We start from the raw sequence: 18,210 nt of genomic DNA on the forward strand, positions 1-18,210 counted from the left end.
ATATGTGTAGTCATTACATAAGAAATATAGAGAATTGTTACCAACCACTTCTTAGTTTCTCGCCTTTACTTCTGAAAAATAAATCTTTAGAATAAGTGATGAACGATACAAAAAACGGAAAAGGATGAATTATATTGAAGAAAATGACGCTTTTTTTTAGTATTATTGTTCTCCTTATATTTTCAGGAAGTATGGCTAGTGCAAAGGCGAAGCCCATTCAATTAAACGCAAATGGCAATCTTCTTACTGATATGAAAAGTCCCATTGTTTTAAACAATACTAGTTTTGTACCTGTACGTGTTGTAGAGTCTTTAGGAGACTACAAAGTCGGTTGGAATAGTAAAAGTAAGACGATAACTGTGACTTGTGATGGCGATAGTCTACAGCTAACTGTTGGTAATAACGTTGCTCTTAAGAATCATAAAAAAATAAGCCTTAGCACTCCTCCAGTTATGAAAGACGGCACGACTTATGTTCCTTTGAGATTTATTAGCGAGAATTTTAATGCTATTGTAGATTGGGACTCCAAAAACAATGGTATTGCTATTATAAACCCTGATCAAAATGTACAAAAGTTGATACAAAGTGGTGATTTGGCAAAAGCTAGATTGGGAGTTATTGGACTGCAAAGAGTTCAGTTCTATGTATCCAAGGATCGACCTGAAGGAGAGAGTTTCAGCTTTATTTTTCCAGAGAATGATTTTTCCAAGATGTATTTTATTTGGAGTGACAGTATTTATTATTACGAATTGAAAAATGGTTATATGAGCTTAGCTTGGGAGGGAAAAAAGACTTTTTCTAAGCTGGATGGAACACACAGTTCTTTGTCTAAATACTTGGGGGGAAACATAGAAAGTATATGGGGTGAACAACCAGTTGTAACTAAACGACTTGTTTTCTTTAATGATAACACTGGATCAGTTGGGATGGTCGGTGAATATGGGATTATAGACACAAAGGGGAATGTAGTTGTATCCCATAAAGTACAGGATGCTAAACAGCTTGCAGACTTAATTGTTAATGTGCAGGAGGAAAAGAAATAATTAAGTGTCTTACCCCATTGTCCAAATGGGCAAAGGTTCTTGTGTGTGATTGGAGCTGTATTCGTGAATCTGGAGAGTCTTTACAGTGGACTGTTGAGTGCGTATACCGATAATGCCTGCTATCATGCCAGGCATTTTTTTATTGGATGTGATTGTTCGGAAAATAAGTGAACTTGGAAATACAAAAATGTTCTTTGCACATCGTCGTATCGGAAAGTTTACAACGGCTGCAACTTGACAACAAAACTTTTTCTTGTTTGAAACGTTTATAATTTAGTGTAATTACAAATTATTGGAGGTTGTTAGGTATGAAAAAAATCTTTCTTTCATCTATGCTTACTTTAGGTATGCTCTTAACATTTGCTATTCCGCTTTCTGCTGCACCGTCAATTCAATTAGTTATCAATAGCGAGGTGGTACATTCAGATGCTCCACCCGTTTCTGTTGCAGGGAGAACTATGGTTTCTTTAGCTTCTTTGAAGCCGCTGAAGCTCAATTTAGTCTGGAACGCTGACCAGAAGACGGTGACTGTCAATGCTCCTGGGGTAAAAGACAAGCTTGTACTTACGATCGGTCAAAAAGAAGCTTCTTATGGAGAAAAAACACTTACTTTGGATGTGCCCGCTCAATTGAATAAGAATCGCGTTGTTGTGCCTTTGCGCTTCATCAGCGAAGCCTTTAAAGCAGAGGTGGAGTGGAAAGCGGACAAAAATACGGTCATTATCCGGAGTGCTGACCAAGTAGAAACATATAAGAAGCTGTATCAAGGTACGGATTTGGTGGCGGCACGTAAAATCGCTGTAGACCTTCCTTCTAATGATGAAAATACGCTTGATAATACCGAGGAGGGCGTTTATTATCAGTTTGTTTTTCCAGAGGGGGAGGCATTGAGATATTATTATATTGTTGGAAACTTACTTACTTATTACGAAATTAAGGATGATGTAAAACATCTAGTTTGGGAAGGCGTAGAAAAAGCTCCGGGGAAGTATACGAAAGAAAAAGGGAAACGACCAGCGATAGATAAAACAGAATATTATTTTTTACAGGAACGTGTGGATAGTAGTGTTACCTATGGAAAAGTGGGGACAGAGAAGTCGGTAACACAACGTTTACCAGCCAATGTTACAGGAATACATGATATTATTGTACCTATTTCCGGCGAAGTAAGGAAAGATCAAATTAAATAGAGTATGATTCAACTTCATTTGAGGACGTCCTAGGGAACTAGTGACGTCCTTTGTTTCGTATATAGTTTTTTTAAACCAATAAGTTTTAAGACTTTATAACGTTATATGTGAGTTGAGCGATACCTATAACAGCTTTTTAAGCTGGGAAATACGGCCTTGGGATACGCCAAGCCATTCAGCATAGTCGCCTTGCTTGGCTGTTGGATGCTCACTCATGAGTCTTCTTAGTTGTGCAGCCAATTTTTTTGAAGACGACCGATTTGCTCTTTTTTCTTTGTACGGTTCCTTAACAGCAGGAGCAGGAATTTGACTCACACCTATGTTTCCTTTCAGGTCGAGTATGCATTTTTTACATAAAAATGAATCCCTGAAATAGGTTAAATCCTTAACCGAACTGCACAAGTGGCAGGAGATTCCAATATACTTCCGCATACTCAAAAATCCTGTTTCAATATCTAAATAAAATTCTAAAGGATCGCCAGCTTTAATATCCATAGAGGCCCGCATTTCTTTAGGAACAACAATTCGGCCTAACGTATCTAAGGGACGTGTCATACCTGTATTTTTCAAGTGATCTTCTCCTTCTTAGCAAATTAGAATGATAGAAACAATATGGAAGTATTCCAACTTAATCTTCTAGCTTGTCACCTGCCTGATCGTACATTTTTGGTATGAGCTGGCTTACACGGGCTTTGGATGACTCTTGAGCATATATCTACAGCTTGTACATATAAGAGAACCCTTAAAGTAACTTAATCCCTCGGTAGATTGACAAAACTTACAAGACTGACCAATATATTTTTTTAGGGATATCGTACCCGATTTTTCATCTGCAAAAAATTCTACAGAATCATTTGAATAAATATCACAGGTTATGAGTATTGCTTTGGGAATTACGAGTCTACCAAAAGTTTCTAAATTCCTTGTCATTTTTACGCCCATCATCCAATACTCTCCTATTAAAAAGATAAAAAGCAATAAAATAAAAGCATTTATTGTTATTCCAGAAGATGGTATTATCATGAATAGAAAAAATATTAACTATACTATAAGTTTTCCAATTCATTTTTTTGTTGAAATTTGCACTAATTTAAAGTTCACGCTGAAAGGGTGGTTTATCCATGGAAATCATACCTACAATACAGGCAGAAATTCAAACCTATCTAAAACGAAAAGGCTTAACCATGACCGGGTTTGGTCGCATTATTGATTTGAATGTAGGTACAGTTAGTGGCATTGTGACGGGCAACCGTTCTATTTCTGTTCACCAATTGGATTGCATTACGGCGGGAATGAATTTACCACCGGATTATTTTTACGAACGTTACATTGAAGAGTGCATTGAAGAATCTCCACTCAACTGGAAAAAAATCAGCCCATTCCTATACCGATGCATTGAGCTAGGGCGACTGGACTGCTTGCAGCGAGTTGTAATTCTGTTGTTGGATAACCTTACTTATCCGCCGTCGCTCTTTGAAGTTGCAGAAAATGTGTACAAAGACGGCTACAATGAAGCAGCGGCATACCTGTACAAGAAGGTGGCTGAAAGTGAGAAGCACCAGCATTCAGAGCGATTGGCGATCTGCCAGTATCGCCTGTTCCAAATCAACATCGGACAGGATCGGACTGTCAATCTTCAAGCTGCCATCGAATTTGCCCCTTTTGTTGATCGCTTGGACGAGATAGAGCAATTAGATGCTTTAAAAGATTTAGCGAACGTGTACAGATCATTAAGCCTGTGGGACAAGGTTCAAGAATTTGCACATCAAATGGGTCAATTGGGAAAGATTCAATATAATTTGGTTCATAATTCCAAGCGAAAAGGAACAGAGCCGCAAAAAAAGCCAGTTAGACCACTTTTTACTTACATAACGTATTCTGAACTACTGTGTGCTAATGCTTGCGATGCAAAAGGAGATCATGAACAGGCATTAGAACATATTCGTGGTTATGCTGATTTAAGTTGGGTAAAGGAGAAGGATCCTGATACGCTTTATTGGAAGAAGCAATATCAGCAATGGGCTAAAATTAATACCTACGTAAACAAACTTATGTCCGGGGATATAAGTGTTCTTCCGGATTACGTAGAGCATATGGCTGCCGAAAAAGAGATTTTTGCTGAGCTACTGAACGTCCTAGAAGTGGCTAACCGATATAATGTAGATGTGGACCATATCCTTCAGCGCTTTGAACCCCAAATAGCAGCTTATCAAGAATCGTCATCTTCTGACATGTATACACAGCAGGTTTTACCGGGAGAATACGTTCGGTTCTGGTACAAGATGGCTAAGTACAGTCTAAATAAAGGTAGATATCCATATGGTTTCAAATGTCTGCTAAATGCATGGGAAAAGGCTGAATTTATTAATAAAGGACTACTTTCGCATAATTGTGCAATGTTATTTGAACGATTCAAAGCGTATGCCGTTTCTGAAACACGAGATCAGTTGCAAAGTCTATGGGAAAAAATTGATCAAAAAGATGGTTTTCTTCTTGACGGTAACTAGCTTATTGCTGGTATTTGCACTACCAGTTCTACCTGGAATTCCAAGCTCTAGCTCGATCCAAACTCAAGGACACGTTGGTGGATCTTGATCCAAGTAATCATCTTCATATTCATTACAATGGACCAGCTTATTGCTGGTCTTTTTTTTGGATTATTTTGTAATTTATTGGCTCAAAAAAAGACATGAAGTATTTGTTCATTACCTCCTAAAATGAGATTCACTAGGAGGTATGCAGGATGAACAGGGATGAAACGTTAACGTTAATTCAACAAATGGAACACGCCAGACAACACTTGCATGAGCTTTACGAAGAGTATGGCTTCGGACACGCTTGTGTACTTGAGCAGTCTATGCTTTTGGATGAACTGATTAATCAGTACAACCGTATGTTTCAGACCAGAAATCTGCCTCACTATGTTTAGAGCCAAATCATTGACAACGACGATGCTATATTCAGTCCATCCCCCATTCCTTTTATGCGAAACTGTGACTTCTCCCACATAACGTTTATCATTATTCTATATAATTACTTATTTTAAAATAAAATACATGGTCATGGAATAATATGTTAATCAGTTGGGGAGATGGCGTGGCAGACCAAGGCAACAAAAAAAGCAGAGCTCCATAAGAAAGCCCTGCAAAAGAGTTGATTTTTTTGAATTAGAACTCCGAACTGGAAAACAGACGTAGAAGATTAGCCAACCTCCTGCGTGCCTTTGGAAGCGCGTTTGGAGGAAAGCGACTGGAACCGAAACGGCCAGGCTAACCGCTGTCGACCTTTTGAGCCAACAATCCAGTTGCCTCCCGGCAAATGGGCAAAAAGCCAGCTAATGCCCAGAGAAACGCTTGCCACGACGACAAACGTAATCAGCGTCGCCGTAAAATGATGATCGCCCAGTGAAAGCGGGCGGGTGTAATAGGATATAAAGGCCAGCACGAGTGCATGAGCCAGATACCCTCCGAAGGAATAACGTCCGATCCAGTTCAGCATACGGCGGAACGGCTCGGAGCGCTGGTCTTTTTGCAAATGGAGCAGCAGTCCATATAACAAAAGCAGCTGCGAGACAATCAGCACAAAGGTACTTGGCTTGAGGTAGGTGGAAATATTGAGATTGATCGTATCGCCCGACTGGATCAGCATCGTGTGACCCATGAGCATGAACAGACCAATAAAGACAAATACATTCCACGGTAATGTCTGCTTAGCCAGTCCCCGCCACGTATCCGTCATATAGGCACATACCGCGCCTAGCATAAAATAGAAAAAGTACATGACAAAGTTGTAGGTGCGGTAATCCAGCAGAGTCTGCCAAAGGGACGGTAACTTGGTGCTCCATGTAGACATGTCATAGTAGGACCATTGCAAGAGCAGAGCATAAGCCGCCGCTGCTGTAAGCATCACAGTCAGAACGAGCTGTTTTCGTTTTTTGGTGCTATAGCGACGGAGAAACGTTTGTACATGCCCGGCTGCTTTTGCAAATAAGGGAAATAAAATATAAAACTGAAAAATCATCACCACAAACCATAGATGATATCCGCTGACAGGTATAATCATTTCCTCGAACATGCCCTTGTAAAAATAAATATTTCCCCACTGCGCCGTCGACCAGTTCTGGTTACATACCCAATAAACGACCGTCCAACAGAGAAATGGAACATAAATATCTCGAAACCGTCTACCAATGTAACGGGGATAGCCAATCGGTTTGTTACCATTATAAAAAAGCAGCGCCGCAGACAGGAAAACGAACGTCGGTGTGCCAAAGCGTGTCAAATGATACAGCATTGCGAGCATAACGGAATCCGGCTGCTGGATGTCGCTGCGATAAATATATTCGCCAATGCAATGCTGAAGCACGACAGCGAGGTAGGCAAGACCCCGCAGTTCTGTCCACTCCGCGATACGCGGCTTGCTCATCCATATCACTCCTTTTCCACAAGATTCGTATACCTTCTCCATAACACAATTTAGGTATTGTAACGCAGAAACATTAGTGCAGGATTAACGTTACCTGAAAGTTGGAAGAGTGGAAGTAGTTCCAATTTGATATGATTGCGTTTACAATCTAAGTAAAATCACAATAAATTCACAACTTGAGGATACGCACGGAAGAGGTGGGAAAATGAAAAAAACGCTACTGGTATATATGCTGCTGATTGCGGCCTTTGCGCTCTATGTGTTCAGGTATGAACAATCCGGGCCGTTGAATGGCACTTGGGAGGAAAGAGGGCTGCGAGGCAACATCGGAGAAACCTATATGATGATTACGTTCCAGTCTGGTTTGGAGTATTGGAAAAGCGGTCTCAAGGGCTTTGAGGATGCTGGGGATGCCTTGGGGGTGAATGTGGAGTATCGAGGGGCTACCCGTTATGATGCGCAGGAGCAGACGACCGTGATTGAGCAGGCAATTGCCCGGAAGCCCGCAGGGATTGCGATTTCTGCGATTGATCCTCACTCTCTGATCCCGGCGATTAATAAGGCGCTGGATGCGGGCATTCCTGTGGTGCTGTTTGATGCAGGAGCACCGGGGAGCCGGGCGTATTCTTTTTTGGGAACGGACAATTATAAGGCGGGTGTGACCGCTGCGGATAAAATGGCAGAGCTGCTGGGACGGGAAGGTGAAGTCGCCGTTCTGACACTACCTGGTCAGCAAAATCATGAAGAGCGCTTGCGCGGCTTTCGCGATACCATTCAGCGGCAGTATCCTGCCATGAAGGTGGTGGAAGTGGTAGATGGTCGCGCAGACGCAATGGTATCCCGGGATGAGTCACTCCGACTGATGAAGGCTTATCCGAAGCTGGCGGGGATTTTTGTGACCGAGGCGACGGGAGGAACAGGTGTCGGTGAAGCGGTACTGAGTCAAAAAAACAGCCATCCGCTGAAAATCATTTCTTTTGATACGAATAAAGCGACATTGGATATGATTCGAGCAGGTACGATCTCAGCAACGATTGCGCAGGGAACGTGGAATATGGGCTATTGGTCGCTTCAATATCTGTTCCATCTGCACCATCATTTGACGATTCCAGCACCTTCCTCCTCTGGTGATAACGCTCCGTTGCCCGTGCGGGTGGATACAGGCATTTCAGTGGTCACACGAAAGAATGTAGATGATTATTATGCGAAATGACGATCAACGGAAGCGGAAAAATCAAAGCTTGATTCCTGAAATAGGGAAGCGCATCCATACAGGAGCTGGAAAAAGAATGCAGCGGTTGCGCTTGCGTAATATGCCCTTACGGTATCAGCTCATGCTGCTGTTCCTGTTGTTTGGTATCGTGCCTTCGCTCGGATTAGGTCTGCTGGTCAACTGGACGGTGGAACGGATTATTGAGCGGCAGGTGGAAGATCATACGATGCAATTGATTGGCAAGGTGAACGAGGCACTGGATACCAAAATGGAAAATTTGCAGAACATGACGTATCTGATTGGCTTTAACCCGGATATCGGGGAGTTTTGGCAAGGTCGGACGCTGGCCGACGGTCATGCGGGCCATGCGAGTCATGCAGGTTCTGCAAATATAGTAACGCAGGAAAATAAGGGGGAGCAGGCTAAGAATCAGGCTTACCTCCCCAATCAGGCCGCAAGCTCTGTACAGGCACAGGATAGGCTATATGGCATGAAGCAATTTTTGCAGGGCTTTACCACGTTATATCCCGAGATTGCGGGTATTCTAATCGTGAACGAACACGGCGACTATATTAGTAATGAAATGTATGCTCGAAGCGCAAGCAGTCTAACTCAAGAAGACTGGTACAAACAGGCGGCGCAGCATGCAGGTATTTTTACCGTGCTGGGACAGCCGAGCCACCGCAATGTGACCACTCATGTTCAGTATAAGGATAGCGAAATCGTGTCTGTTGTCCGGTCGGTGACGGATTCGGAGACTGGACGTGTGCTAGGCGTGATTATGATTGATCTCAAGCTACGGGCCGTATCGCAGGCCGCCAGAGATGTAACCTTGGGCAAAACCGGGTATTTAATGGTGACAGATGCTGAGGGACGCAGCGTGTACATGCCGGATATGCCGCTGATTGAGCGTATTCCCCCGGAATGGTTCGGGGCAGGTGATAGCGGGATGTTTACCCGTGAAGCCGGAGGTCGGGAACTGCTGTTCATGTTCCGTGCTTCCGAATTTACGGGCTGGAGAACGGTAGGGGTATTCCCGGCAGGGGAATCGACACTGGAGGTACGGCAAATTCAATTTTATGTCGTCTGCTTTGTTTTCATTGTATGTCTGTTCGGGCTGACGGCATCCTTGCGATTGTCGCGCTCAATTGCACGGCCGATATTCCGTCTGATGTCCTATATGCGGACAGCAGAGACGGGGGATCTTACGGTTCGGCAATGGAGTGACCGTGGGGATGAAATTGGGATGCTTGGCAGGAGCTTCAACCGGATGCTGGAGCAAATTCGCCGTTTGATGACGCTTAGCGAGCTAAGGGAGCGGCAGAAGCGGGATGCCGAGCTGCGTAGCCTACAGGAGCATATTAAGCCTCACTTTTTATACAATACATTGGATACAATACATTGGATGGCTCATAAAAACGGGGCAGAAGACGTGTCCGACATGGTGGGAGCGCTATCGAGATTGTTTCGTCTTGGGCTGAGCAAAGGGGATGACTTTATTCCGCTACGCAGCGAGCTTGAGCATATATCGAGCTATATGCAAATCCAGCAAACCCGGTATCGGGACAGACTCCGCTGGGAATTAAACGTACCCGAGGAGCTAGGAGAGCTGTTCGTGTTGAAGCTGATGCTTCAGCCTGTGGTAGAAAATGCGATTTACCACGGCATTAAGGCCAGACGCGGCCCCGGCACGATTGGGGTAGAAGCGCGGATTGAGGGAAATAAGCTGCTGCTGACGGTACGTGATGATGGCGCAGGGATGACGGTGGAACGGTTGCGGGAGCTGAGGGGTTTGCTGGAAGCACCGCTGGAGGCGATGGAAGGGCAACAGAAGCCAAGCGTTACCAGTGCGAACGGCAGAAGCTATGGCATGCTGAATGTACAGGCGCGTATACGGCTATCTTTTGGTGAGGAATATGGAATTGTATTGGACAGTGAAGAGGGGGCAGGTACCTGTGTTACGATTGTTCATCCGTTGCTGCGGGATATGACGCAACTGAAGAATTCTCATGAAAAAGGAGCGGATCAGGATGACGAAATCAAACGCCACAGGCACCTCGACAACGACGAGTCTGACGGACAAGGCCATAACAGAAGTGACAACGATGACGGCAAAACGTTACACCAAAAAACGTTATCAGGTACTGATCGCAGATGATGAGCCGATCATTCGAGAGGGCATACGAGATTGCGTAGACTGGGCTGCCCTCGGCATGGAGGTTGCGGGTGAGGCGGAGGATGGCGAAGAAGCGCTGGAGCTGGCGGTACGGCATGGCATCGACATTTTGCTGGTCGATATGAATATGCCGTTCATGGACGGCATTGAGCTAATCCGACGGCTGCGGGAAGAACGCCCGGAATGTCGTTGTCTGATCATTTCCGGTCATGATGAATTTGCTTATGCGCAGGAGGCTGTCCGACTTGGCGTGGAGGATTATATATTGAAGCCGGTAGATGCAGGGCAGCTTTACGCTGCGCTGTCACGACTCGTTCAGCGGCTGGAAGAAGAGCGCAAGCGTGCTGCCTATGTAGAACAGGCCGCCGGACAGATTGAGCGGAATATTCCGCTGCTGCGCCAGCGCTTTTGCCTGGAATGGCTGGAAGGACAGAACACAGGAAAAGACGTGATGGAACAACTGGCGTTTTTACGTCTTCCATCTCGGCCACCCGTTCAGATCGGCGTTGTACGGTGGCCTGCGGCAGAGGCGCGGCAGACGATTATGCGTGAGAATGACCGCCAACTGTTTCTTTTTGCCGCTGAAAATATTATTGGCGAGCTGTTGGAGGGTCTGCCGCATGTGTTGTTCCGCGATGTAAACGGGCTGATCGGCATATGCCTGTGGCAGGAGGCACCCGAAGCCATCGGCGCGACGATGGAGCAGGCTATCGGGCGCTACCTGAATATAGCGGTTCATACGCATGTGGAGCGAAACGCCGGGGGCTTGGAAGGCGCGGTTGATGCGTTCCAAGTGTGCCGTGATCGTGTATACAGCGAATCGCAGCTATCTCCACTCGTGCGCCGGGCGCGGCAGCTTATTCAGGAAGGCTTCGCCGACCGGGAGCTGACACTTGAATCCCTCGCCTCGCGTTTACAGGTATCCGCCGTGTATCTCAGTCGTGTGCTCAAAAAAGAGCTCAACGATAGCTTCGTGACCCTCGTCACGCGCGCCCGTATCCGTAAAGCGGTGCAACTGCTGGACTCCACCACGCTGTCTATCCACGATATAGCGGAGCGCACAGGATACGACAGCCAGCACTATTTTAGTACGGCTTTTAAAAAGACTATGGGTGTTTCCCCTGTTCAGTACCGCAAAGGTGGTGGAATTGGCGTAATCGTGTCGGATCAGGAGTGACCTGAAAAATGTGTGTGTAATCACACCTGCGCGTTTGGGGGTCTGTTACGCTATTGATAACGAACAAATATCTATCAATATTTGGAGGAAAACAATATGTTTTGTTATCAGTGTGAACAGACGCCGAGTGGCGGGTGTACCGTAGTTGGGGTGTGCGGCAAGAATGAAACGATAGCGAGCTTGCAGGATACGATGATTTTTGCATTAAAAGGCATTGCGGCCTATGCGACACACGCTCGACAGTTGGGCTATAGCGATCCTGAGGTGGATCGTATTACGCATGAAGCGTTATATATGACCTTAACCAATTCTAACTTTAATTTACAAGAGCATTTGGACATGGCGATGAAGGTCGGAAATGCTGCGATACGGATCATGGATGTGCTGGATCATGCGCATACGGATCGTTTTGGCATTCCGCAGCCGATTACCGTCAGTCAGAATAAAATTGAAGGTCAATGTATTGTTGTGACGGGACATAATCTGTATGCGCTGGAGGAATTGCTGCGGCAGACGGAGGGTAAAGGCATCAATATCTATACCCACTCGGAAATGCTGCCAGCCCACGGTTATCCAGCGCTGAAGAAATATGCACATCTCAAAGGGAATATCGGCAAAGCCTGGTACGATCAGCGCAGACTGTTCGAGGAGTTCCCGGGTGCAATTCTCGCCACGACGAACTGTGTTATGCCGATTAAAGGCACGTATGCAGACCGCTTCTTCTCTTATGAAGTAGCCGGGCTGGAGGGAGTAGCCAAGATCATGGACGACGACTTTTCACCATTGATCGAGCGTGCGTTAGCCCTGCCAGCCGCAGATGTAGATTCGGAGCAGGTGCTTACGACGGGATATCATCACGAGACGGTTATCGGGCTGGCTCCTGAGATTATTCAGGCGATTAAAGACGGACATATTCGCCGCTTTTTCGTTATTGCAGGCTGTGACGCACCAGGTAAAGGTGGCAACTATTACCGAGAGTTGGCAACTTCCTTGCCGAACGATACAGTTATTTTAACCACGTCCTGTGGGAAATTCCGCTTTAATGACGTGGACTATGGCACCGTGGGGGACACGGGGATTCCGCGTTATATTGATCTGGGGCAATGCAACAATTCCGGTTCTACGGTGAAAATCGCTCTGGCGTTAGCAGATGCTTTTGGTTGTACGGTGAACGAGTTGCCAGTCAGCATCGTGTTGTCCTGGTTTGAGCAAAAAGCGGTGGCGATCCTGCTAGGCTTGTTCAGCCTCGGCATTCAGGATATCCGCATCGGGCCGAAACCGCCCGAGTTCATTTCTTCTGGCGTACTGGATGTACTGGTGGAGCTGTTTGGCTTGAAGCTGATTACTACAGCGGAGGAAGATATGAAAGCGATGCTGGCGTTGTCGTAGGGGCGACAGAAGGTTACAACTCCATTAGAAGTCGTGTTATTGCACGGCTTCTTTTATTTGCTTATCTTTGTGGTAAGTCATGAAATGACATGATTATAGAATGTTCAACAATTTATTACATTAATTTTATGGAACATATTGGTACTCATGCACTATTTCATTATGTGGATAATAATGGTTAAATGAGTATGTGTTGAATACAATGTGTTCACACAGAAAAATTAAAGGAGATTGAAAAAATGAAAAAGAGAATTATTGCAGGTATGCTGGCAAGTAGTATGTTGGTACCCACAATGGCTTTTGCAGATGAGGTTACAAATATAAATGATAGTTCTTCTAACAACTTATCAAGTGGATTAATGGACAGTGTTTATAACAAAGATGAGATTGCTAAAAGGCTCAACAACGCGATTATAGAGCTGAATGAAGCAAAGAAGTCAAATGAAGGAGCTCTTAGTTTTGATAAAGAATTATTGACTGATGAGTATGCAGCTAAAATCAAGAATTATAGTGATGAAGAATTGAAACAATACCTTTCTCAATTTTTTGTAGATAAATCTGCAATTGAAACCAAGTTGGTCAATATCAAAACGATACCCGAGGATGACAACATCATAAAACCAACTTACAAGACATACAATAAGAGGGAAGCTGAAGTATGGACCGGTGTCCCATCGTTAGGTTGGTGTTATGTGCATATTCAGTACAACATTTTAATTGGGGACTCAAGTGACGGAAGAATGTACGATGGCTTATTTATGAGAGGGAAAGTGCTTACCAGTTGGCAAACGGGCATAGCTGTCGCAAACAATTGGAAACATCTTGATGGAGATGTTAGGGCTCTCGGGAATAGCGCTGATATCACAGCCAGAGGCTTATTAACATGGGGGATTAAAGGTACACCACTCAGCTATTCTCAGGACATTACAGTACTATTTGAGGATAGCATACACAATTATTAATAAACTTTTACGGCAGGTGATTCATGAATTTTCTCAAAACCAAAAAGTACTGGATTTTAGCATTTCTAATTATGATGGCCTCATTAATATACCCTTCGACATATGAACCTCAAGGATCGAGTAGCCCCGAATCAGGAAGCCCTTTCAACGAGTATAGTTATGGGTTGCTGTTTCCTTTTCTGACTTTACGTACAACTCAGGTTGTAACAGGTAGTCAAAATGTATTTAGAATTGGTATAGAGGCCGAAAACTACTTCTTTGGTATTGGTGACTTTCTGGGTTCTTTTGTATTCTGCTTTGTACTTTCATACCTAATTATAAAGCTGTATAACAAAATCTTTAAATGAGCATTATTCTCGATCATTTTATGTAAACTTTTTCAAAGAATCCCCCCTCCTTGGGGGGATTTCGTGTACCTAGAGTAAGTAATCACCAATCTGACACCCAGTGAATGCGAACGTAGCTACTTATGGATTAATGTTCATCAATTCTTGCGAATATGTCCGTAAGAATCTTCAAAGCCAGCTCAGTATCTTTGGATTCTCGCGTTCTTAGCAGAGTCAAAATACTTTTTACACTCGAATCTTCTTCGGTAAGCTCATCATTTTCCTTTACATATGTAAGCAACTGATAAACGCCCACGTTCAATGCCTTCGCTATTTTCTCCAGATTTTTCAAAGATATATTTCTCTCTGCGCGCTCAATAAAACCAATATAACTCGAATTGAATCCTGCTTTTTCGGCTAAAGCTTCTTGAGAAAGCCCTTTAGACTTCCGAATATCCCGAATGCGTGTACCGACTAAATCTAAAATTTCAGACATGTTTACACCTCTCTATAGTTAGAAGTGTAGAGAAAGAGTTACTTCTAATTAATAACTGTTAATAAGTAAATTGAATTAAAAACTACTATATAGTAATATTTATTATAAAGCTTACCTGATAGCTAGAATTTTATACTTTTTGTTGGTTCCTTATTGCTTCCACGATGCCTTTACTGCTCTTTAAATCCAAATTCAGGAGTTGACTCCCGTGAAAAATGACTCCTTAAGCAACCACCTACATAGTGATCCAGATTCCATACAGCCGAATCATAGCGACCCCAACATATTGAATTGCATGATGGATTTTCAAAAGCTGGCGCAATATCAGATAAAGCTTGCACAGATCATGCGTGATTATCATCAATTTCACAACTGCCTCGTTCTTTGTGACCGGGCGATGTTTTCTATGGCTAAGGCTATTTATGTTCACCGAAATCAAATTATTCTATCCTCCATTAGCCTATCTATAACGGATGTACTTAGGTTAATCCACACGGATGCTGAACCGAATTTGGATATGGTACTATTTATGGGTACAGTGCATTACCTTATTTCCGCAGAGGATCATGCATATAACAAGCCAATGAAGCTGGAGGAGGTAGATAGACTACTTTTTAGAACAGATCATATTTTAAACCGTTTATCACGGCGAATTGTAGCTAATCCAGCAGAGCGGTATCAATCTATTTTTATAAAGAAGCAGTCCATTAAGTAGTTAAATCATATGTTAATAACACCCAACCTTTTCTCACGAATGATATAATGGCAAAAAGGGAGATGTTGGCTGCGGCCTAAAGGCTCCAAAACAGAAAGGGTGTTATCAGATGCCTACATACAACAAGCTGGTGCGGGATCGGATTCCGCATATCATTACGTCTCAGGGTAAGGAATGCCGAACGCGTATTTTGGACCCGGAGGAATATAAGCAGGAGCTGAGAACGAAGCTTCGTGAAGAAGCAGAGGAATATTTTGAAGCGGCGAAAGATAAGGACGCGCTGGAAGAGCTGGCGGATATGCTGGAAGTCATCCGGGCGCTGGCAGAAGTACATGGGGCAAATACGGCAGAGCTGGACAGGCTGCGGGCAGACAAAGCCGAGGCACGGGGTGGCTTTCAGGAGCGGGTGTTTTTAATTGATGTCGACGAAGCTTAATGTCAAGCTCATTACGGACAATTTGGCGGATGAGCCGATTGCCGGGATACAACATGCCTCCGGGATTTATATAATGACTTCATTTATTATGCTGTCCGGGGTGAATCGCTGAGAAATTGACTTATCTGCTCCAGTAGGCTTAAAGTCTAGCCAAATAGTACACATGGAATAAGCCTATTTTCTTATCTATTAGGTATAGTTAACGTTTGATGATTCTTATGTACATGGTCATTGATGGGATGCCCTGTGTGAATCAATTATTCAAAAAAGCTTCTGCTGAAGTTTTGGCGGGAGTTTTTTGTTTGAAAGTACAGGATTAGTGATCGTCATATTCTTCCATTTGATGATACAATATAAACATGATTCAAAAGGGCTATTTCAAATACGATGTTTCGTTTAATCAATTGTATTTCTTATATTTACGAACTTCGTGAATATTACGTTAAGCGCAACTTCTGAGGAGCATATTTAAAAGTGATTTACGGGCTAAGAATTGATAAAGATTTCATAAGATTGACGAAGCAGATTCGGTAACGAAGCATGTCTGGCTAGGAGCAAATCTACGAAGGTAACTCAGGAAGACGGAAGCGATGCTTAACATAATATTCATGCTGCTGAATTCGGCAGTCGCCGAACACTCAGCATACACTGGGTTGTGAATACGGGAACGTTAGGTAACAACTTCTTGAAACTAAATAGAAGGGTAACTTATAAAGTTGATTGTGGTATTATTAATACAATAATTTGAATAGAAGGATGAAATCATGATGACAAGTGATATTTTAAGAATGCAAGAAAGAATAGAACTTGCAATCGAATTAGGAGAAAGTCAATTTAGAGAATTTAAAAGTGCCCTTGAAGGCAAACCAGGTGAGAAAAAGGGACGTGCGTTGAAAGATGTTGCGCAAGATATCGCTAGGACACTTGTTGCATTTGCGAATGCTGATGGTGGCGAATTGCTTGTAGGAGTTGAAGACGATGGTACCTGCACCGGAGTTCAGTACGACGAAAATGGAATAGATATTTTATTAAAAGCACCGTCTACACATATACATGCAGAGACACCTTTACCATCTGTAAAAGCAAGAAAAGTTATTTACAATGAAAAAATGATTTTGTATTTTTCTGTTGCAAAAGGAACTGAGTATGTATACTTGACGGTTGACGGCAGATGCATTCAAAGAAGCGATTTAGAATCAATTCCTATGCCGTCTGAAAAAATTATTTTTTCGCGAAAAGAGGTGCTAGCAAGACGCTACGACAGAGATTTCGTAGATGGAGCATCTATTGCAGATTTAGACACTACTCTAATAGAACAAGTTGCAAGCAAAATTTCAAAAGGTATGACCGTTGAAAGATGTTTACAACATTTAGACTTAGTAGAATACGATGGAGAAAAGTTTCGTTTAAGAAGAGCAGCAGTACTATTATTTGCGAAAGAAGCATCAAAGTGGCACCCGCGTTTGCAGGCTCGATTGCTTAAGATTGATGGTACTGAATTAAAAGCAGGGGCAGAATATAACGTTACGTTTGAAGACCAAGTGTCTAATAACGTTTTAAAGTTAGTAGAGTCAAGTTGGGATCTACTTAGACCACACTTAACTGAAACAAAGTTCTCAAAAGATGCCATTTTCCAGTCACAAGTTATGTATCCTGAACTTGCGTGTCGCGAAGCCTTAATAAACGCGATAGCTCATCGCGATTACAGCACAGAAGGCAGAGGGGTTGAGATCAAAATCTTTTCTGATAGGCTTGAGATCACAAGCCCAGGCTCACTTCTTTCGACAATAACTGTGGATGATTTGCTTGAGTTAAATAATGCTCACCAATCAAGGAATGCTTATATTGCGAGGGTTTTAAGAGAAATTGGTTATATGCGAGAGCTAGGCGAAGGAATTAAAAGAATTTATGAACAAATGAATTTTAACGATTTAACTCCACCAGAATTCATTTCGTCGAATGAAAGCTTTACTACAGTGCTGCATCATAAATATGTCTATTCTAGAGAAGTGAAATTGTGGCTCGATAGTTTTAATGATCTGAATCTTACTTCTGAAGAAAAGCTGGTAGTTAGAATAGGCTACGGAGATAAATTAATTTCCCCTGAAGAAATTATGCATGCTGTTGATATTGTAGATACGGATAAATTCAGACAATTAATTGAAGAGATGCAGAGAAAGAATCTTATTGTGAGAGAAGTTTCACGGGATCAAGCTCTCAAAGAATCAAGGAAAAAGCGTGGTTGGACAAGAAGAAAAGTACCACAGTATAGAGTGATAAATCCATCAAAACAAATTGCACAGGTTTCATCTAGAGAGAAAAATAACAAGGTTTTTGTATATAATTTACCTTATGGGACAGAAGAAGAAGTTTTATTCCAAATATTATCTACATTTGGTAATATAAAAGATATCTCTATTCCTTTAGATTATAAAACGGGAGACAAAAAAACTTTTGCTTTTGTAACTTATGATCTCTCGGAAAATGCTGAAAAAGCTATTGAAAAATCGGGGATTATAAAAATTAAAGATAGACCTTTATATATTGAGGAGTTTAAAGAAACAAACTAATAAATTAAACCGGCCTTATGGCCGGTTTTTGGTTAATCCTTTTAATAATAGAATTTATCACCTAACATAATATTAAAATTAATGCATCGGAC

16 protein-coding genes are annotated in these 18,210 nt (G+C 42.9%); 13 read left to right on the forward strand and 3 right to left on the reverse strand.

Translation table 11 applies throughout. The annotated features are described in order from the left end of the window. Positions 1–143 precede the first annotated feature (143 nt). Positions 144–1,043: a copper amine oxidase N-terminal domain-containing protein gene (locus AC0WRU_RS05345; protein ID WP_476128579.1), complete on the forward strand. Its 900-nt coding sequence runs from the start codon at positions 144–146 to the stop codon at positions 1,041–1,043. Between the two features lie 308 nt (positions 1,044–1,351). Further along, entirely contained in the window at positions 1,352–2,233 is an 882-nt protein-coding gene (locus AC0WRU_RS05350; RefSeq protein WP_476127526.1) for a copper amine oxidase N-terminal domain-containing protein, read from the forward strand. 123 nt (positions 2,234–2,356) lie between these two features. Here the strand turns inward: AC0WRU_RS05350 and AC0WRU_RS05355 are convergent, their stop codons facing one another. Beyond that, on the reverse strand, positions 2,357–2,803 hold the full coding sequence (locus AC0WRU_RS05355; RefSeq protein WP_476127527.1) for an AbrB/MazE/SpoVT family DNA-binding domain-containing protein: 447 nt from the start codon (positions 2,801–2,803) through the stop codon (positions 2,357–2,359). A gap of 551 nt (positions 2,804–3,354) precedes the next feature. On the opposite strand from AC0WRU_RS05355, the gene AC0WRU_RS05360 reads away from it, so the two are divergent. Together AC0WRU_RS05360 and AC0WRU_RS05365 are read left to right on the forward strand one after the other, a co-directional pair. Then, the gene (locus tag AC0WRU_RS05360) at positions 3,355–4,740 is read left to right on the forward strand and encodes a helix-turn-helix domain-containing protein (protein ID WP_476127528.1); all 1,386 of its coding nucleotides are present in this window, start codon (positions 3,355–3,357) and stop codon (positions 4,738–4,740) included. A gap of 236 nt (positions 4,741–4,976) precedes the next feature. Further along, on the forward strand, positions 4,977–5,162 hold the full coding sequence (locus AC0WRU_RS05365) for a Spo0E family sporulation regulatory protein-aspartic acid phosphatase (protein WP_476127529.1): 186 nt from the start codon (positions 4,977–4,979) through the stop codon (positions 5,160–5,162). A gap of 272 nt (positions 5,163–5,434) precedes the next feature. Here the strand turns inward: AC0WRU_RS05365 and AC0WRU_RS05370 are convergent, their stop codons facing one another. Beyond that, entirely contained in the window at positions 5,435–6,658 is a 1,224-nt protein-coding gene (locus tag AC0WRU_RS05370) for an acyltransferase (RefSeq protein WP_476127530.1), read from the reverse strand. Positions 6,659–6,863: 205 nt separating this feature from the next. Between AC0WRU_RS05370 and AC0WRU_RS05375 the strand changes: the two genes are divergently transcribed. The 5 genes from AC0WRU_RS05375 (at position 6,864) to AC0WRU_RS05395 (ending at position 13,575) form a co-directional block, all read left to right on the forward strand. Beyond that, complete coding sequence (locus AC0WRU_RS05375) at positions 6,864–7,871, forward strand: substrate-binding domain-containing protein (protein ID WP_476127531.1); 1,008 nt, start codon at positions 6,864–6,866, stop codon at positions 7,869–7,871. A 76-nt stretch (positions 7,872–7,947) separates the two neighbouring features. Continuing rightward, entirely contained in the window at positions 7,948–10,029 is a 2,082-nt protein-coding gene (locus AC0WRU_RS05380; protein WP_476127532.1) for a cache domain-containing sensor histidine kinase, read from the forward strand. After that, a complete protein-coding gene (locus tag AC0WRU_RS05385) occupies positions 9,977–11,224 on the forward strand; it encodes a response regulator (RefSeq protein ID WP_476128580.1) in 1,248 nt (415 codons plus the stop codon). Before AC0WRU_RS05380 ends, AC0WRU_RS05385 begins: the two co-directional genes overlap by 53 nt. A gap of 96 nt (positions 11,225–11,320) precedes the next feature. Further along, a complete protein-coding gene (gene hcp / locus AC0WRU_RS05390) occupies positions 11,321–12,613 on the forward strand; it encodes a hydroxylamine reductase (RefSeq protein ID WP_476127533.1) in 1,293 nt (430 codons plus the stop codon). Between the two features lie 239 nt (positions 12,614–12,852). Continuing rightward, on the forward strand, positions 12,853–13,575 hold the full coding sequence (locus AC0WRU_RS05395) for a hypothetical protein (protein WP_476127534.1): 723 nt from the start codon (positions 12,853–12,855) through the stop codon (positions 13,573–13,575). 474 nt (positions 13,576–14,049) lie between these two features. Here AC0WRU_RS05395 and AC0WRU_RS05400 read toward each other — a convergent pair whose 3' ends face one another. After that, on the reverse strand, positions 14,050–14,397 hold the full coding sequence (locus tag AC0WRU_RS05400; RefSeq protein WP_476127535.1) for a helix-turn-helix domain-containing protein: 348 nt from the start codon (positions 14,395–14,397) through the stop codon (positions 14,050–14,052). Positions 14,398–14,605: 208 nt separating this feature from the next. On the opposite strand from AC0WRU_RS05400, the gene AC0WRU_RS05405 reads away from it, so the two are divergent. The 4 genes from AC0WRU_RS05405 (at position 14,606) to AC0WRU_RS05420 (ending at position 18,118) form a co-directional block, all read left to right on the forward strand. Continuing rightward, positions 14,606–15,112, forward strand: a complete 507-nt coding sequence (locus AC0WRU_RS05405) for a hypothetical protein (RefSeq protein WP_476127536.1) — start codon at positions 14,606–14,608, stop codon at positions 15,110–15,112. Positions 15,113–15,221: 109 nt separating this feature from the next. Next, positions 15,222–15,548, forward strand: coding sequence for a nucleoside triphosphate pyrophosphohydrolase (locus AC0WRU_RS05410; RefSeq protein ID WP_476127537.1), 327 nt, complete (start codon positions 15,222–15,224; stop codon positions 15,546–15,548). Then, positions 15,532–15,660 (forward strand): hypothetical protein, encoded by a 129-nt coding sequence (locus AC0WRU_RS05415; protein ID WP_476127538.1) that lies wholly within the window; start codon positions 15,532–15,534, stop codon positions 15,658–15,660. The genes AC0WRU_RS05410 and AC0WRU_RS05415 overlap by 17 nt, the downstream gene beginning before the upstream one ends. Before the next feature lie 652 nt (positions 15,661–16,312). Further along, a complete protein-coding gene (locus AC0WRU_RS05420) occupies positions 16,313–18,118 on the forward strand; it encodes an ATP-binding protein (protein ID WP_476127539.1) in 1,806 nt (601 codons plus the stop codon). Positions 18,119–18,210 lie beyond the last annotated feature (92 nt).

It is taken from the genome of Paenibacillus sp. 1-8 (assembly GCF_056316205.1).

Excerpts from the sequence above, each read along its gene's own strand:
- AC0WRU_RS05365 (WP_476127529.1), top strand. The coding sequence starts at position 4,977 with ATGAACAGGGATGAAACGTTAACGTTAATTCAACAAATGGAACACGCC.
- AC0WRU_RS05370 (WP_476127530.1), bottom strand. The coding sequence starts at position 6,658 with ATGAGCAAGCCGCGTATCGCGGAGTGGACAGAACTGCGGGGTCTTGCC.
- AC0WRU_RS05375 (WP_476127531.1), top strand. The coding sequence starts at position 6,864 with ATGAAAAAAACGCTACTGGTATATATGCTGCTGATTGCGGCCTTTGCG.
- AC0WRU_RS05345 (WP_476128579.1), top strand. The coding sequence starts at position 144 with ATGACGCTTTTTTTTAGTATTATTGTTCTCCTTATATTTTCAGGAAGT.
- AC0WRU_RS05360 (WP_476127528.1), top strand. The coding sequence starts at position 3,355 with ATGGAAATCATACCTACAATACAGGCAGAAATTCAAACCTATCTAAAA.
- AC0WRU_RS05385 (WP_476128580.1), top strand. The coding sequence starts at position 9,977 with ATGACGGCAAAACGTTACACCAAAAAACGTTATCAGGTACTGATCGCA.
- AC0WRU_RS05395 (WP_476127534.1), top strand. The coding sequence starts at position 12,853 with ATGAAAAAGAGAATTATTGCAGGTATGCTGGCAAGTAGTATGTTGGTA.
- AC0WRU_RS05380 (WP_476127532.1), top strand. The coding sequence starts at position 7,948 with ATGCAGCGGTTGCGCTTGCGTAATATGCCCTTACGGTATCAGCTCATG.
- AC0WRU_RS05410 (WP_476127537.1), top strand. The coding sequence starts at position 15,222 with ATGCCTACATACAACAAGCTGGTGCGGGATCGGATTCCGCATATCATT.
- AC0WRU_RS05350 (WP_476127526.1), top strand. The coding sequence starts at position 1,352 with ATGAAAAAAATCTTTCTTTCATCTATGCTTACTTTAGGTATGCTCTTA.
- AC0WRU_RS05400 (WP_476127535.1), bottom strand. The coding sequence starts at position 14,397 with ATGTCTGAAATTTTAGATTTAGTCGGTACACGCATTCGGGATATTCGG.
- AC0WRU_RS05415 (WP_476127538.1), top strand. The coding sequence starts at position 15,532 with ATGTCGACGAAGCTTAATGTCAAGCTCATTACGGACAATTTGGCGGAT.
- AC0WRU_RS05420 (WP_476127539.1), top strand. The coding sequence starts at position 16,313 with ATGATGACAAGTGATATTTTAAGAATGCAAGAAAGAATAGAACTTGCA.
- hcp (WP_476127533.1), top strand. The coding sequence starts at position 11,321 with ATGTTTTGTTATCAGTGTGAACAGACGCCGAGTGGCGGGTGTACCGTA.